The sequence below is a fragment of the Collimonas sp. GW821-FHT02H07 genome (genome assembly GCF_059421505.1).
In genome coordinates this window covers 162,318-177,487 of the sequence record NZ_JBWKVC010000007.1, presented here as the reverse complement: position 1 = coordinate 177,487, position 15,170 = coordinate 162,318, and the positions used below count along the sequence as shown (strand labels likewise).

10 protein-coding genes are annotated in these 15,170 nt (G+C 61.8%); 2 read left to right on the top strand and 8 right to left on the bottom strand.

Features of this window, described 5'->3' with window-relative positions; genetic code table 11:
* Positions 1-224 precede the first annotated feature (224 nt).
* The 4 genes from AC07V8_RS13175 to AC07V8_RS13160 all read right to left on the bottom strand — a co-directional run bounded on the left by AC07V8_RS13175 (position 225) and on the right by AC07V8_RS13160 (position 8,374).
* On the bottom strand, positions 225-1,688 hold the full coding sequence (locus AC07V8_RS13175; RefSeq protein ID WP_494678585.1) for a glutamate synthase subunit beta: 1,464 nt from the start codon (positions 1,686-1,688) through the stop codon (positions 225-227).
* A 132-nt stretch (positions 1,689-1,820) separates the two neighbouring features.
* Entirely contained in the window at positions 1,821-6,509 is a 4,689-nt protein-coding gene (locus tag AC07V8_RS13170) for a glutamate synthase-related protein (RefSeq protein ID WP_494678586.1), read from the bottom strand.
* 171 nt (positions 6,510-6,680) lie between these two features.
* Positions 6,681-7,412 (bottom strand): transposase, encoded by a 732-nt coding sequence (locus AC07V8_RS13165; protein WP_494678587.1) that lies wholly within the window; start codon positions 7,410-7,412, stop codon positions 6,681-6,683.
* Between the two features lie 71 nt (positions 7,413-7,483).
* On the bottom strand, positions 7,484-8,374 hold the full coding sequence (locus tag AC07V8_RS13160; protein WP_494678588.1) for a LysR substrate-binding domain-containing protein: 891 nt from the start codon (positions 8,372-8,374) through the stop codon (positions 7,484-7,486).
* A 146-nt stretch (positions 8,375-8,520) separates the two neighbouring features.
* Between AC07V8_RS13160 and AC07V8_RS13155 the strand changes: the two genes are divergently transcribed.
* Positions 8,521-9,612, top strand: coding sequence for an NAD(P)H-dependent flavin oxidoreductase (locus AC07V8_RS13155; protein WP_494678589.1), 1,092 nt, complete (start codon positions 8,521-8,523; stop codon positions 9,610-9,612).
* Between the two features lie 57 nt (positions 9,613-9,669).
* Positions 9,670-10,842, top strand: a complete 1,173-nt coding sequence (locus tag AC07V8_RS13150) for a YbfB/YjiJ family MFS transporter (protein ID WP_494678692.1) — start codon at positions 9,670-9,672, stop codon at positions 10,840-10,842.
* Between the two features lies 1 nt (position 10,843).
* Here the strand turns inward: AC07V8_RS13150 and AC07V8_RS13145 are convergent, their stop codons facing one another.
* The 4 genes from AC07V8_RS13145 to AC07V8_RS13130 all read right to left on the bottom strand — a co-directional run bounded on the left by AC07V8_RS13145 (position 10,844) and on the right by AC07V8_RS13130 (position 15,075).
* Positions 10,844-11,074 (bottom strand): hypothetical protein, encoded by a 231-nt coding sequence (locus AC07V8_RS13145; RefSeq protein ID WP_494678590.1) that lies wholly within the window; start codon positions 11,072-11,074, stop codon positions 10,844-10,846.
* 6 nt (positions 11,075-11,080) lie between these two features.
* Entirely contained in the window at positions 11,081-12,574 is a 1,494-nt protein-coding gene (locus AC07V8_RS13140; protein WP_494678591.1) for an AMP nucleosidase, read from the bottom strand.
* A 130-nt stretch (positions 12,575-12,704) separates the two neighbouring features.
* Positions 12,705-13,376, bottom strand: a complete 672-nt coding sequence (locus AC07V8_RS13135) for a glutathione S-transferase (RefSeq protein ID WP_494678592.1) — start codon at positions 13,374-13,376, stop codon at positions 12,705-12,707.
* Between the two features lie 130 nt (positions 13,377-13,506).
* Complete coding sequence (locus AC07V8_RS13130) at positions 13,507-15,075, bottom strand: thioredoxin family protein (RefSeq protein ID WP_494678593.1); 1,569 nt, start codon at positions 15,073-15,075, stop codon at positions 13,507-13,509.
* Between the last annotated feature and the right edge of the window lie 95 nt (positions 15,076-15,170).

Below are 15,170 nucleotides of genomic sequence, written 5' to 3'. Positions count from 1 at the left end.
CTCACCGGATAAATCAAAGGGGCTATTGTAGTGCAAATGCGACAATCGTTCAGGGCCCGGCAATAGTAGCCAGAGCGACATGTGCCTCTATTACAACAGTTTGACTATTGCCTGAATGCATGAACAAAATGCCGCTGACAGAAAAAAGAGTATGTCGGTGTTGCCACGGACATACTCTTCTTTGAATACTACCCCGCCGATTTCAAGCTGCGGCGCAGCAAAAATCAGCGCGGCAAGACCGACGCGCCCATCAGGAACTCATCCACCGCACGGGCGCACTGGCGGCCCTCACGGATCGCCCACACCACCAGCGACTGGCCGCGGCGCATGTCGCCGGCAGCGAAGACCTTGTCGACCGAGGTCTTGTAGCAGGCATCGCCTTCGGTCGTCGCCTTGGCGTTGCCGCGCGCATCCTTGTCGACGCCGAACGCTTCCAGCACCTGCGCCACCGGCGAGACAAAGCCCATCGCCAGGAACACCAGGTCGGCCTTCATCTCGAATTCCGAGTTCGGCACTTCCTGCATCTTGCCGTCTTTCCACTCGACGCGGGCGGCGATCAGTTTCTCGACCTTGCCGTTCTTGCCTTCCAGGCGCTTGGTCGCCACTGCCCAGTCGCGCTCGCAGCCTTCATCGTGCGAGGACGAGGTGCGCAGCTTGGTCGGCCAGTAGGGCCAGACCAGCGGCTTGTTTTCCTGTTCCGGCGGTTGCGGCATCAGTTCGAACTGCTGGATCGATACGGCGCCCTGGCGGTTGGAGGTGCCGACGCAGTCAGAACCGGTATCGCCGCCGCCGATCACCACCACGTGCTTGCCGCCGGCCAGGATCTGATCCTTGACCTTGTCGCCGGCATTGACCTTGTTTTGCTGCGGCAGGAAATCCATGGCGAAATGCACGCCCTTGAGTTCACGGCCGGGCACCGGCAGATCGCGCGGCTGCTCGGCGCCGCCGGCAATCACCACCGCATCGAATTCGGCATTGAGCTCTTCGGGCGAGACGGTTTTCTTGGCCCAGTTGTTAACGTTGGCGGGAAAATCCTTGCCCACCAGCACGCTGGTGCGGAAAGTCACGCCTTCCGCTTCCATCTGCTCGACCCGGCGGTCGATATGCGATTTCTCCATCTTGAAATCGGGAATCCCGTAACGCAGCAGGCCGCCGATGCGGTCGCTCTTCTCAAACACCGTGACGTCATGGCCGATGCGCGCCAGCTGCTGCGCCGCCGCCAGGCCCGCAGGACCGGAACCGACCACCGCCACCTTCTTGCCGGTTTTCACCAGCGCCGGCTGCGGCACGATCCAGCCGTTTTCCCAGCCCTTGTCGACGATGAAATGCTCGATCGACTTGATGCCGACCGGGTCGCTGTTAATGCCCAGGGTGCAGGCGCTTTCGCAAGGCGCCGGGCAAATGCGGCCGGTAAATTCCGGAAAGTTGTTGGTCGAATGCAGCGTTTCCAGCGCTTCGCTGTAGGCGCCGCGATACACCAGGTCATTCCAGTCCGGGATGATGTTGTTGACCGGGCAGCCGTTGTTGCAGAATGGAATACCGCAATCCATGCAACGCGCGCCCTGCGTCTTGGCCTCGCTGTCGCTCAGGCTGAGGATGAATTCCTTGTAGTGCTTCTTGCGTGCCTGCGGCGCTTCATAGGTTTCGCCGACCCGCTGAAATTCCATAAATCCAGTTACTTTTCCCATTTTCTTCCGCTTTCTGGCTGCAGGATGCACCGCGGCAAAACCGGCCGCGGCGCTCCTTATCTTTACTTGGCTATATTTGGCTTTAACTGCGTAGCTTTAGCTGCGTGCGCATAATCTTGCGACTACAGGCGATTATGCGGCGACTTTCTCTTTGGCTGGCGCCGCGCTCGCGACTGCATTCAACTCGCCCAGCGCCCGCTTGTACTCAGTCGGGAACACCTTGACGAATTTGCTGCGCGACACAACCCAGTTATCCAGCAAATTGCGCGCGCGCGTGCTGCCGGTGTACTTGAAGTGGCGTTCGATCAGGCCCTTCAGGATCGCTTCGTCGGCCTGCACTTCGCCGCCGCGCGTGGTGCTGTGCCAGATCGCCTTGTCGATGGTGGCTTCCTGCTCGCCCTGGCTCAATACCGATTCCAGCGTGACCATCGCCATATTGCATTGCGCCGCGAAAGCGCCGTCCGGATCGTAGACATACGCCAGGCCGCCCGACATGCCCGCGCCGAAGTTGCGGCCGGTTTCGCCCAGCACCACCACCGTGCCGCCGGTCATGTATTCGCAGCCGTGATCGCCAGTGCCTTCGACCACCGCGACGGCGCCCGAGTTACGCACCGCGAAGCGCTCGCCGGCAACGCCGTTGAGGAAAGCCTCGCCGGCGATCGCACCGTACAGCACCGTGTTGCCGGCGATGATGTTGTCGACCGCGCGGCCGCGGAACTCGGTGTTCGGACGGACGATGATGCGGCCGCCCGACAAGCCCTTGCCGACGTAGTCATTGCCCTCGCCAACCAGATCCAGCGTCACGCCATGCGCCAGGAACGCGCCTGCCGACTGGCCGGCGGTGCCTTGCAGCTGGATGTGGATGGTGTCGTCGGGCAGGCCTTCGTGACCGTATTTTTTTGCCACTTCGCCGGACAGCATGGCGCCGACGGTGCGGTTCAGATTCTTGATCGGCGAGATGAACGATACCCGCTCGCCCTTGTCCAGCGCCGCTTTCGCTTGCGCGATCAGCTTGTGGTCAAGCGCCTTGGCCAGGCCGTGGTCCTGCTCTTCGGTGTGGTAATACACGCCGCCTTCAGGCAGCGCCGGCTGGTAGAAAATCCGGCTGAAATCCAGGCCCTGCGCCTTCCAGTGGGTCAGCGCGCGCGATTTGTCGAGCAAGTCGGCGCGGCCGATCAGTTCGTTGAAATCGCGCAGGCCGAGTTGCGCCATGATCTGGCGCACTTCTTCGGCGATGAAGAAGAAGAAGTTGACCACATGTTCCGGCTTGCCGGAGAACTTGGCGCGCAGCACCGGGTCTTGCGTCGCAACGCCGACCGGGCAGGTGTTCAAGTGGCACTTGCGCATCATGATGCAGCCTTCCACCACCAGCGGCGCGGTCGCAAAACCGAACTCATCGGCGCCCAGCAGCGCACCGATGACAACGTCGCGGCCGGTCTTCATCTGGCCGTCGGCCTGCACCCGGATACGGTTGCGCAAGCCGTTCAGCACCAGCGTCTGCTGGGTTTCGGCCAAGCCCAGTTCCCAAGGCGTGCCGGCATGCTTGATCGAGGACAGCGGCGACGCGCCGGTGCCGCCGTCATGGCCTGCGATCACCACGTGGTCCGACTTGGCCTTGGCCACGCCTGCAGCCACCGTGCCGACGCCCACTTCCGACACCAGCTTGACCGAGATCGACGCGCGCGGATTGACGTTCTTCAGATCGTGGATCAACTGCGCCAGGTCTTCGATCGAATAGATGTCATGATGCGGCGGCGGCGAAATCAGGCCGACGCCCGGCACCGAGAAACGCAGCTTGGCGATGTATTCGGATACCTTGTGACCCGGCAGCTGGCCGCCCTCGCCCGGCTTCGCGCCTTGCGCCATCTTGATCTGGATCTGGTCGGCCGAAATCAGGTACTCGGCAGTCACGCCGAAACGTCCGGACGCCACTTGCTTGATCTTGGAACGCAGCGAATCGCCGGCCTGCAGCGGAATATCGACTTCGATGCGATCCTTGCCGATCACCGACGCCAGCGTCTCGCCCTGCTTGATCGGGATGCCCTTGAGTTCCTGGCGATAGCGGTTCTCGTCCTCGCCGCCTTCGCCGGTATTCGACTTGCCGCCGATGCGGTTCATCGCTACCGCCAGCGTGGCATGCGCTTCGGTCGAGATGGAACCGAGCGACATCGCGCCGGTGGCGAAACGCTTGACGATTTCCTTGGCTGGTTCGACTTCGTCCAGCGGGATCGCCTTGCTCGGATCGATCTTGAATTCAAACAGGCCGCGCAGGGTCATATGACGCTTGGATTGATCGTTGATCAGCTGGGCGTACTCTTTATAGCTGTTGAAGTTGTTGGAACGGGTCGAGTGCTGCAGCTTGGCGATCGCATCCGGCGTCCACATGTGTTCTTCGCCGCGGATACGGAAAGCGTATTCGCCGCCGGCGTCGAGCGCGTTGGCCAGCACCGGATCGTCGCTGAAGGCAGCGCGATGCAGGCGCAAGGCTTCTTCCGCCACTTCAAACACACCGATGCCTTCGACATTCGAGGCGGTGCCCTTGAAGTATTTCTGGGTCATCGCCTTGTTGAGGCCGATGGCTTCGAAAATCTGCGCGCCGCAGTACGACATGTAAGTCGAAATACCCATCTTCGACATCACTTTCAGCAAGCCCTTGCCGACCGCCTTCTGGAAGTTGTAGATGGCCTTTTCCGGCGACAGCGCGCCCGGCAGACCATGCGCCAGTTCAGTCAATGTATCCATCGCCAGGTAGGGATGGATGGCTTCCGCGCCGTAGCCGGCCAGCAGTGCAAAGTGATGCGTCTCGCGCGCCGAACCGGTTTCCACCACCAGGCCGGTCGAGGTGCGCAGGCCCTTGCTCACCAGATGCTGGTGGATTGCCGAAGTGGCCAGCAATGCCGGAATCGCCACCTGCTCGGCATCGACCTTGCGGTCCGATACGATCAGGATGTTGTGGCCGGACTTGACCGCATCGACCGCCTTGGCGCACAGCGATGCCAGGCGCGCTTCAATGCCTTCCTTGCCCCAGGCCACCGGATAGCAGATATTCAATTCGTGCGATTTAAATTTGCCCCCGGTGTGGGCGCTGATGTTGCGCAGCTTGGCGATATCGTCGTAGTTGAGGATAGGCTGCGACACTTCCAGCCGCATCGGCGGGTTGATGTTGTTGGTGTCCAGCATGTTCGGCTTCGGTCCGATGAAGGACACCAGCGACATCACCATCGCTTCGCGGATCGGATCGATAGGCGGGTTGGTGACTTGCGCGAACAATTGCTTGAAGTAGTGATACAGGGTCTTGTTCTTGTTGGACATGACAGCCAGCGGCGAGTCGTTGCCCATGGAGCCGATCGCCTCTTCCGCGGCGGCGGCCATCGGCGACATCAGGAACTTGATGTCTTCCTGGGTGTAGCCGAACAGCTGCTGGCGATCCAGCAACGGGATGGTGGAACCGGATTCAGAGGGCTCCGACTTCAGCTCGTCCAGCTTGACCCGCACCGATTCAATCCATTGCTTGTAGGGCTTGGCGTTGGCGAAGGTGTCTTTCAATTCCTTGTCGTCGATGATGCGGCCGGCGTCGAGGTCGATCAGGAACATCTTGCCCGGCTGCAGGCGCCATTTCTGGATGATCTTGGATTCCGGGATCGGCAGCACACCGGATTCGGACGCCATCACCACGAAATCGTCGTCGGTGACGATGTAGCGCGCAGGACGCAAGCCGTTGCGGTCCAGGGTGCCGCCGATATGGCGGCCGTCGGTGAACGCCATCGCCGCCGGGCCATCCCATGGCTCCATCATGGCGGCGTGATACTCATAGAAGGCGCGGCGGTTGTCATCCATCGTGGTGTGGTTTTCCCACGCTTCCGGAATCATCATCATCATCGCCTGGGCGATCGGATAGCCGGACATCAGCAACAGTTCCAGCGCGTTGTCGAAGCAGGCGGTGTCGGACTGGCCTTCATAGATCAGCGGGAACAGCTTCTTCAGGTCGTCGCCCAGCACGTGCGACTTCATCACGCCTTCGCGCGCGCGCATCCAGTTGAAGTTGCCCTTGACGGTGTTGATCTCGCCGTTGTGCGCCAGCAGGCGATAGGGGTGGGCCAGCGGCCATTCCGGGAAAGTATTGGTGGAAAAGCGTTGGTGCACCAGCGCCAGCGCCGACAGGCAGCGCGAGTCCTGCAGGTCCTTGTAATAGACGCCGACCTGGTCGGCCAGCAGCAAGCCCTTGTAGACCACGGTGCGGGCCGACATCGACGGCACGAAGAATTCCTTGCCGTGCAACAGGTTCAAGGCCTGAATCGCGTGGCCCGACGATTTGCGGATCACATATAGTTTACGTTCAAGCGCATCGGTCACCATGATGTCCGGACCGCGGCCGATAAAGATCTGGCGGATCACCGGCTCCTTGTCGCGCACGGTCGGCGACATCGGCATCTCGATATCCACCGGCACATCGCGCCAGCCCAGCACGACCTGCCCCTCAGCCAGCACCGCGCGTTCGATTTCCTGTTCGCAGGCGATGCGCGACGCATTCTCTTTCGGCAGAAACACCATGCCAACGCCGAATTCGCCTGGCGGCGGCAAGGTCACGCCCAGCTTCGCCATCTCTTCGCGATAGAACTGGTCCGGCACCTGGATCAGGATCCCCGCGCCGTCGCCCATCAGCTTATCCGCCCCGACCGCACCCCGGTGATCGAGATTCTTCAGGATCAGCAAACCCTGCTCAATGACCGAATGGCTCTTGTTGCCTTTGATGTGTGCAATAAAACCGACGCCACAGGCATCGTGTTCATTAGCCGGATCGTATAAACCTTGCGCTTGCATAACGTTGCTCCACCACTTTGAGAGTAAGGACATTAAGAATAGTGCAGACGGTTGCAGACTTCAATCACAATAAATGGGGTCAGAGTCAAATTAAGCCCATCAATTTTTGCACCAAAATTAAATAGGGACAGAGTCAATTTAGTGCGTTTGATGGTTTCTTGCTCATTTCCGTTATTTTTTTGTTTCCGGAGCCGCCGACTCCTCGGCCGACTCAGGCCGCGCCTTGAACGGCCTCCCGCGCCGGGACGGACGCACTCTCACGGCTCCCTGCTTTTCCAGCTTGGCCTTGAAGATTTCCGATCCCAGCGGCCAACCCTTGTTGGTGGCATCCATCAATTGCTTGGCCTGTTCGGATGTGAGCGCTTGCTCTGCCATTTCCTTATATGCAGCTTCACGATCGAAGGGCGTATTACCCAAGGCCCAATACAGCGCATGATCCGTCACCAATGGATCGGGCTTGATCCCAACATGGTGCAAATAACTCGACCAGGGATACTCGCCGGGCGTAGACGCAATGCCGGCGCGCACCGGGTTCTGGTCGATGTAGCAGCTACACAACATGAAATACCGCTCTGAGTCGATCACGGTGGCCCTGTAGCGCCCTTGCCACAGCGTGCCCACCCGCGCATATTTCTGGTTGAAATAAGGTACGTAATATCGCCCTACCCACTGCATCATCCGTGCCAAGCCCTCCACATCGCTAGGCGTCGCCAGCAGGTGGATGTGGTTAGTCATCAGCACATAACCGTGGATGGCCACCTTGAACTGCCTGGCCGCATCGCGCAAACGGCCCAGAAAATTCACATAATCTTCGGTTTCGCGAAAAATTGCCTGCCTATCAACACCCCGTTGTATCAGGTGATGCGGCTGGTTGGGAATGACGAGACGAGGTAAGCGAGCCATGGCTAAAAGAGAGCAGTTTGAGATGTCCTCATTTTATCCATTAATTTGACTCTGACCCCAATTGTTTTCATTTAATTGGGGTCAGAGTCGAATTTTTCGGCTTCGGATTGGAGGATCTGGCTGAGGGCGTCGAAGGCGGGGGAGCTGTAGTCGTGGCGGCGGATCAGGTAGGTTGGGATCTGGCCGGCGGGGCCGATGGGGTAGATGGCGAGGCTTTCGCTGCAATTGTGGAGTTCGAGCACGGAGCGCGGGGCCAGGGCGATGCCGGCGCCGGCGGCGACGCAGGCCAGCATGGCGTGGTAGGAGCCGAGTTCGAGGATGCGGTCGGGGCGGCGGCCGGGGATGCTGCCAGAGGCTAGCCAGTTTTCGGCGTGGCGGCGGTAAGCGCAGCCGTTTTCGAAGGCGATCAGGGTGTGGGTCTGCAGGTCGTCCGGGCTGGTGATTGGCGGGTGATTACGCGGGGCCAGCAGCACCAGTTCTTCGGCGTACAGTGGCAAGATCGTCAACAGCGGATCGTCCAATGGACCGGCAACCAGCGCCGCATCGAGGGTGAATGCGCGTACGCGGTCGATCAGCATCTGGGTCGGGCCGGTGCTCAGTTCCAGCTGGACGGCCGGCCATTGCTGGTGGAAGCGCGCCAGCGGCAGCGGCAAACGGCTGGCGGCGGTGCTTTCCATGGAGCCGATGCGCAAGCGCCCTTGCGGCACGGCCGGCTGCACGGCCTCGCGCGCTTCAACGGCCAGGTTCAGCAGGCGCTCTGCGTAGCCCAGCAGGGTTTCGCCGGCCGGCGTCAGCACCAGACGCTTGTTGTTGCGGGAAAACAGGCTGACGCCCAGCGATTGTTCGAGCTGGCGGATGCGGGTGGTGACATTCGATTGCACCCGGTGCAACTGTTCCGCCGCGCGGGTAATGCCGCCTTCGCGCACCACGGTGCGGAAAATTTCCAGAGACAGGAGGTCCATAGATCATCTCATTTAAAGATGAATAACATTTTAATTATTCATTTTTCGGGATGATTATATCAATGTAGGATGGATTCACCTGCCGCGGCGCAACATTTTCCTCTACGACATCCGCGCCTTGGCAGCCTTTCCCAAGGAGCTTCAACATGTCCAGCATCAACCTGCATTCCGGCGCGCAGCGCACATCGTTTGCCGCCCAACTCGATATCCGCTATCCGATCGTGCAAGGCCCCATGAACGGCGGCTCACCGATTGAACTGGTCACGCAAGTCTGCAACGCCGGCGGCCTGGGTTCATTTGCAGCCGCCCTGCTGTCGCCGGCGGCGATCATCGAAGCCGTCCAGAAAATCCGCACGCAGACGGCGCGCCCATTCAACGTCAATTTATTCATCCTGGAAACCACCCAGCCCGGCGAGGCGGAAATCGCGCTGGCGGAAGAACTGCTGCTGCCGTTCCGGGACGCGCTTGGCCTTGGCCCGGCAACCAGGCCGCAGAAATTCAGCGAGAATTTCAATGGGCAGCTGGCAGCCCTGCTGGAAGCCGCGCCGCCGGTGGTCAGTTTCACCTTCGGCATTCTTCCCGCCGATACGGTGGCGCGCTTCAAGGCCAAAGGCTGCAAAGTGATCGGCACCGCCACTACGGTGGCCGAAGCCGTCGCCTGGGAACAGGCCGGCGCCGATTTCGTCTGCCTGCAGGGCGCGGAAGCCGGCGGCCACCGCGCGACTTTCCTCGGCGACATCGAGCAATCCAGCGTCGGCTTGATGACCTTGATCCCGCAGGCGGCGGCAGCGGTAAAACTGCCGCTCATCGCCGCCGGCGGCATCATGGACGGCCGCGGCATCGCCGCCGCCTTGCTGCTTGGCGCCCAGGCGGCGCAGCTCGGCACCGCCTTCCTCGCTTGCCCGGAATCCGGCATCGCGCCGGCCTGGCGTGCCCAGCTGGCCGGCGCGCGCGACGACAGCACGCGCCTGATCCGTAGCTTTTCCGGACGCCATGCGCGCGGCATCGTCAATGCGTATGTGAAGCAGATGGCGCTCCATGAAAGCGCGTTGCCGGCGTATCCTGTACAAAATGCGCTGACTGCTGAAATCCGCCAGGCCGCCGCCAAACTCAACCGTCCTGAATTCATGTCGCTCTGGGCCGGCCAAGGGGTGGCCATGGCGCGGCCGATGCCGGCGGCGCAGCTGGTCGCCACGCTGGCGGCCGAGCTGCAGGCGCCGCACGCCATCAATTACTAGCGCAGGCTGAACTTGAAGCAAACGCAAATCACTGCAACGGCAGACATCGCGATGAAGATGGAACAAAATCAGGAAGCTTGGCGCGTGGCCTTGGCCGGCGCGCTGGCGCTGGCGGTAGCGATGGGCATAGGCCGCTTCGCCTTCACGCCGCTGCTGCCGATGATGCTGCACGATGGCGTGATCGATCTGACCGCGGGCGGCTGGCTGGCGACTGCGAATTACCTGGGTTATTTTATCGGCGCCCTGCTGTGCATGGCATTGCACGGCAGCGCCACCCGCTTCATACGGATCGGCCTCGTCGCCACCGTGCTGCTGACCCTTGGCATGGGAGTATTGCAGTCGTCTGGCCTGTGGCTGGCGCTGCGCACGCTGGCAGGCATCGCCAGCGCCTGCACCTTTGTATTCGCCTCCGGCTGGTGTTTGCAACGCCTGGCGCAACTGCAGGCGCCGGCGCTGGGCGGCATCATCTATTGCGGACCCGGCCTTGGCATCCTGCTGACCGGACTGGCAACCAGCGCGATGGTGTCGCATCACTGGAAGGCATCCTACGGCTGGCTCAGCTATGCGCTGCTGGCCTTGCTGCTGACGGCAATCGTCTGGCGCACCTTCGCCGGATCCGCGTCCGCCTTGAACGCGCCTGCAGCGGCCTCCCATGCACTCCCTGCGGCGCAAATCGTGCGGCAGACACGCGGCCTGACGATTGCCTACGCGCTGGCAGGATTCGGCTACATCATCACGGCGACTTTCCTGCCGGTGATCGCGCGCCAGGCATTGCCGGGCTCCAGCTGGCCGGATCTGTTCTGGCCCTTGTTCGGGATCTGCGTTTCGCTAGGCGCCTGGCTGGCGACGCGCTTGCCGGTGCATTGGGATAATCGACTATTGCTGGCCGCCTGCTATCTGCTGCAGGCATGCGGCATCCTGGTCGGCGTGGCGTCGCCCAGCGTATTTGGCTTTGCGCTCGGCAGCATCTTGCTGGGCTTGCCGTTTACCGCGATTACCTTGTTTGCCATGCGCGATGCGCGCCGCCTGCGCGGCGACCAGGCGCGCAGCCTGATGGGCTTGCTGACGGCCACCTACGGCATCGGCCAGATCGTCGGACCGCCGCTGGCGACGCGCCTGGTCCAGGGCAGCGGCAATTTCACTTCGTCGCTGTGCGTGGCGGCCTGCGCGTTGGTGGCAGGTGCCGGCCTGCTGGGCCAGATGTACCGGGAAAGCCGGCAGCGCGCCTGAGCTATTCGGCGGCGAACTCGGCGGCGGCCTTGGCGGTCCACAGCGCCTTGTTATAAGAAGGAAACGGCGCATCGTAGCTGTCGATGGCGCCATTCTCGCCGACAAAATGCGTCCACCAGCCAGCGGCATCCTGCACCAGCGCGATATCGCCGCTGCGGCAATGTTCCTGGATCGCTTCGCCTTCCGCCAGGGTAACGATGTTGACGCGGCGGTGTTTGATGACGGCAACCATCGGCGCCTAGCGGAACGCCGGTTCGCTGAAGCTGCGCAGCTTGCGGCTGTGCAGCTGCTCGACACCCTGGTTGCGCAGCAATTCCAGCGCCTTGATGCCGATCTTCAAATGCTGGTTGACGCGCTGCTCGTAAAAGCGGTTGGCCATGCCGGGCAATTTGATTTCACCGTGCAGCGGCTTGTCCGAAACACATAGCAAGGTGCCGTAAGGAACCCGGAAACGGAAACCGTTGGCGGCCACCGTCGCGCTTTCCATATCCAGCGCAATTGCGCGGCTCTGGTTGAAACGCAGCAAGGGCTTGCGATGATCGCGCAGCTCCCAGTTGCGGTCGTCGATCGAGGCCACCGTGCCGGTGCGCATGATGCGCTTCAGTTCATAGCCTTCCAGCTGGGTGATGGTGGCCACCGCATCCTGCAGGGCCAGCTGCACCTCGGCCAGCGCCGGCACCGGCACCCACAGCGGCAGGTCGTCGTCCAGCACATGGTCGTCGCGCACGTAAGCGTGCGCCAGCACGTAATCGCCCATGCGCTGCGAAGTCGACAAACCGGCGCAGTGGCCGAGCATGATCCAGCCGTGCGGACGCAGGACCGCGACGTGGTCGGTGATGGTCTTGGCGTTCGACGGCCCTACCCCGATATTGATCAGCGTAATGCCGGAGCCGTCCGCGCGCTGCAAGTGGTAGGCCGGCATCTGCGGCTGGCGCGCCGGCGCCACGCCGGTCAGCGAGCGATCTGACGGCAGGTCATCCAGGTTGGCGTTCCAGGTGGTGAGGTCGCCCGGTTCGACAAAAGCCGAGTATTGCTGGCGGTAGGCGCGCTGCTCGGGATCGCTGGTGGCTTGCATCAGCTCGCGCCCCATGCGGATGAATTCGTCGATATAGAAGGCGTAATTGGTGAACAGCACATAGCGCTGGAAACGGTCGGGCGAGGTGGCGGTGTAGTGCTTCAGCCGATGCAGCGAATAATCGACGCGCGGCGCCGTGAACAGCGACAGCGGATGCGGATCGCCGGGCAGCTCTTCAAAGGTGCCGTTGACGATGCGGTCGTCCATGGTCGCCAGGTTGGGCAGGTCGAACACATCCGGCAGCGTGCGCAGATGATCGGGATCGAGCGTGCCCTCGACGTGGATGCCTTCGGGGAAGGCAAAGTGCACCGGGATCGGCATCTCGCTGACGCCGATTTCCAGCGGCACGTCGTGATTGTCGCGCAGCAGCTTGAACTGGCTGACCAGGTAGTTGGTGTAGAGCGCAGGCCGGGTCAGCGTGGTTTCATAGACGCCGGGGCCGGAGACGAAACCGAAGGAATGGCGGGTATCGGCGCGGGTGTTGAATTCGGTGGTGACGCGTACAAAGGGATAGCAGGCGCGCACCCGTTCCGGCATCGCCTCGCCACTGGCAAAGCGTTTGAAAGCCCGGCGCAGCAAGGCAGTATTGTGTTCGTAGATTTCGCGCACGCGCTCGACGGCCGCGTGGGGATCGGTGAATTGCTCAGTGGGGAACATTGACTCTCCGTTGCAGTAGCTTGGCGTTCAGGCCCGGATATTCTTATCCGGGCCGTACAACCCAATTCTACTGTGATTGGAGAGGAAGTGCGCAGAGAGAATGCGCACACGAGGTGCGCAACGGCCTGCCCTATTTCAGCAGATCGTACTTGCCGCCTCTGGCGATCGCGCGCTGATATGCCGGTCGCGCATGAATCTGCTGCAGGAAATCCAGCAGGCGCGGCCGGCTGGCGTCCAGGCCGCCGCGCGACTGCGATGCTTCCAGCGGGAAGCTCATCTGGATATCGGCGGCGCTGAATTCTTCGCCGGCAAACCAGGTCGATTTTCCCAGTTCGCCTTCCAGGAAATCCAGATGCGATTTCAGTTGCGGATCGATGTAGCTGCGCTGCACGCCGTTGGCAATCATGCGCGCCAGCGGCCGCAGCAAGGCTGGCATCGGCGGCTTGCCGAGGCGGCCGAAAATCAGCTTCATCAGCAAAGGCGGCATGGCCGAGCCTTCGGCGTAATGCAGCCAGTAGGTGTAGCGCAGACGGTCCTTGCTGTCGGCGGCGGGAATCAGGCGGCCGTAGCTGTATTTCTGCATCAGGTATTCGATGATCGCGCCCGACTCGGCGATCGTATTGTCGCCATCGGTAATCACCGGCGACTTGCCGAGCGGATGGACGGCCCGCAGTTCGGGCGGCGCCAGCATGGTTTTCGGATCGCGCTGGTAGGGCTTGATTTCATAGGCCAGCCCCAGCTCTTCGAGCAGCCACAGCACGCGCTGCGAACGGGAGTTGTTGAGATGGTGAACAAGAATCATGGTCGGCAAGTCCGGTCAGGTGAATGGGATCGCTGCGGCGCATCTCGGGAAATAATTGCCGCTAGCGTACCCCATTTGCCGGGAAATATCCTGTCTTTGCAGATTTCCCGGCAACCGCGTTCGCCAGCCGCTACACCCGCGTCGGACTCAGCAAACCCTGGCAGGTGGCGCGCTGGGCGTCCGCCGCCGGCAGCTTGGCGCAGACGCCATCGAGCTGGCCGCGCAAGCGCCCCACCGCCGCCTGATGGCTGCCGCCGTTATTCCAGGCCGTGAGCTTTTGCCCGAGACGTTCCAGCACCGAACGATTGCGTTCATAAAACGCATTCTGGGTGCCGCCCAGTTCCTGGAACAGGCCGTGCGCCACCTTCTCGATGCGCGCTTCGTCTTGCGGCGCCAGTTCCAGCAGGCCGGACAGATAAGCTACGCCCCATTGCAGGCGGGTGGCCGGGCCCTGAGCCGCCTGATAGGCTTGCTCATACCAATTGATGGCAGCCGCTTTGTCGCCGCGTTTCTTGGCGTTCGAGGCCAGGCTGAGCATGAAATAATAAGGCGCATGCGAGCGCTTCAGCTCGGCCTTCAGCAAGCTGTCCGAATCGTCCAGCAGGCCGGCATCGCTCAATGCATGCGCCGCGGTATTGATCACGGATTGGCGTTCGAAGGCATCGGTAGTGGCGCGGTCGGCTTGCGCTACTTTTTGCTTCACCTCTTTCAGCAGCGCCGGCGGCAAGGCGCCGTCAGGATTGTCTATGCGCGCCAGCGATACCTGCGCGGCCAGCGCCGACAGCCGGTCGGTCTTCGACAAACTTGCATCGACCGACAGGCGCTGCATGGCCAGATTGGCCGCCGCCAGCAGCTTGGCGCGCGCCGCCGATTTCGGGTCGCTCGCCAGTTGCACCAGCTCGGCCGGATAGTTGGTCAGGATATCCATGTTCTCGCGGGAGCTGCGCACATCCGCCAGCGTCTTGTTCAACTGCGCCGCCGCTGCCGTCTTGTCGACCGCCCCCGCCGCCTCCGGTTTCGCCGCTGCCACCAGCGCGCTCAGCGCCAGGCGATCGGCGATATCGCCGGCCGGGCTGGCCGCCGCCAGCCGCTTCAGGGTCGCCGGCAAGTCTTTGCCGTTGACCAGTTGCTGTTCATCGGTGTCCCACGAGTAGTAAGCCAGCAAACGCCATTCATCGGCGCTCAGCTTGCCGCCGGCCAGCGCCGCCTGCAAGGTTTGCCGCACCGGACGGTTGGCGCTGATGCCTAGCGTCAGCGTCTGCAGATAACGGTCCGCATCGACCTCGCCCGGCAGGCGCGTGATTTCGCTGCCGTCCGGCTTGAACAGGATCATGGTCGGATAGCCGCGCACCTTGAACCGCTCGCCCAGTTTTTGCGCGCCGGCGCTGTCGCCGTCGATATGCACCGGCACAAAGAAGCGCGATCGCTCGATAAAGCCTTGGCGGTTGAATATGGTTGCCTTGACCTGATTGCATGGCGGGCACCAGGTCGCGCCCCAGTACAGGAACAGAGGTTTGTTATTGGCCTTGGCGAAGGCGAAAGCGGCGTCGACGTCGCCTTCATACCAGTTGATGCCTTCAACTGCAGCAGCAGCAGCAGAGGCCGCTGGCTTTTGGCCGGCGGCGGGCAGCGCGGACGCTGGCCCGGCTGCGCATATCAGGGTGACGACAATGGCAGCAGTAGCAGATTGGATTTTCATCGTGTCTTTGTATAAATTATTAACACCGTATTTAAGCCGACCTCGTCTGGCCGACCGCGTCATTCCCCCGTGCGCGGGAATGACGGAGAGATCGT

What these genes read in the sequence shown, in the direction of transcription:
- AC07V8_RS13130 (WP_494678593.1), bottom strand. Translation starts at nt 15,075, where the DNA reads ATGAAAATCCAATCTGCTACTGCTGCCATTGTCGTCACCCTGATATGC.
- AC07V8_RS13175 (WP_494678585.1), bottom strand. Translation starts at nt 1,688, where the DNA reads ATGGGAAAAGTAACTGGATTTATGGAATTTCAGCGGGTCGGCGAAACC.
- AC07V8_RS13140 (WP_494678591.1), bottom strand. Translation starts at nt 12,574, where the DNA reads ATGTTCCCCACTGAGCAATTCACCGATCCCCACGCGGCCGTCGAGCGC.
- AC07V8_RS13165 (WP_494678587.1), bottom strand. Translation starts at nt 7,412, where the DNA reads ATGGCTCGCTTACCTCGTCTCGTCATTCCCAACCAGCCGCATCACCTG.
- AC07V8_RS13160 (WP_494678588.1), bottom strand. Translation starts at nt 8,374, where the DNA reads ATGGACCTCCTGTCTCTGGAAATTTTCCGCACCGTGGTGCGCGAAGGC.
- AC07V8_RS13145 (WP_494678590.1), bottom strand. Translation starts at nt 11,074, where the DNA reads ATGGTTGCCGTCATCAAACACCGCCGCGTCAACATCGTTACCCTGGCG.
- AC07V8_RS13155 (WP_494678589.1), top strand. Translation starts at nt 8,521, where the DNA reads ATGTCCAGCATCAACCTGCATTCCGGCGCGCAGCGCACATCGTTTGCC.
- AC07V8_RS13150 (WP_494678692.1), top strand. Translation starts at nt 9,670, where the DNA reads ATGGAACAAAATCAGGAAGCTTGGCGCGTGGCCTTGGCCGGCGCGCTG.
- AC07V8_RS13135 (WP_494678592.1), bottom strand. Translation starts at nt 13,376, where the DNA reads ATGATTCTTGTTCACCATCTCAACAACTCCCGTTCGCAGCGCGTGCTG.
- AC07V8_RS13170 (WP_494678586.1), bottom strand. Translation starts at nt 6,509, where the DNA reads ATGCAAGCGCAAGGTTTATACGATCCGGCTAATGAACACGATGCCTGT.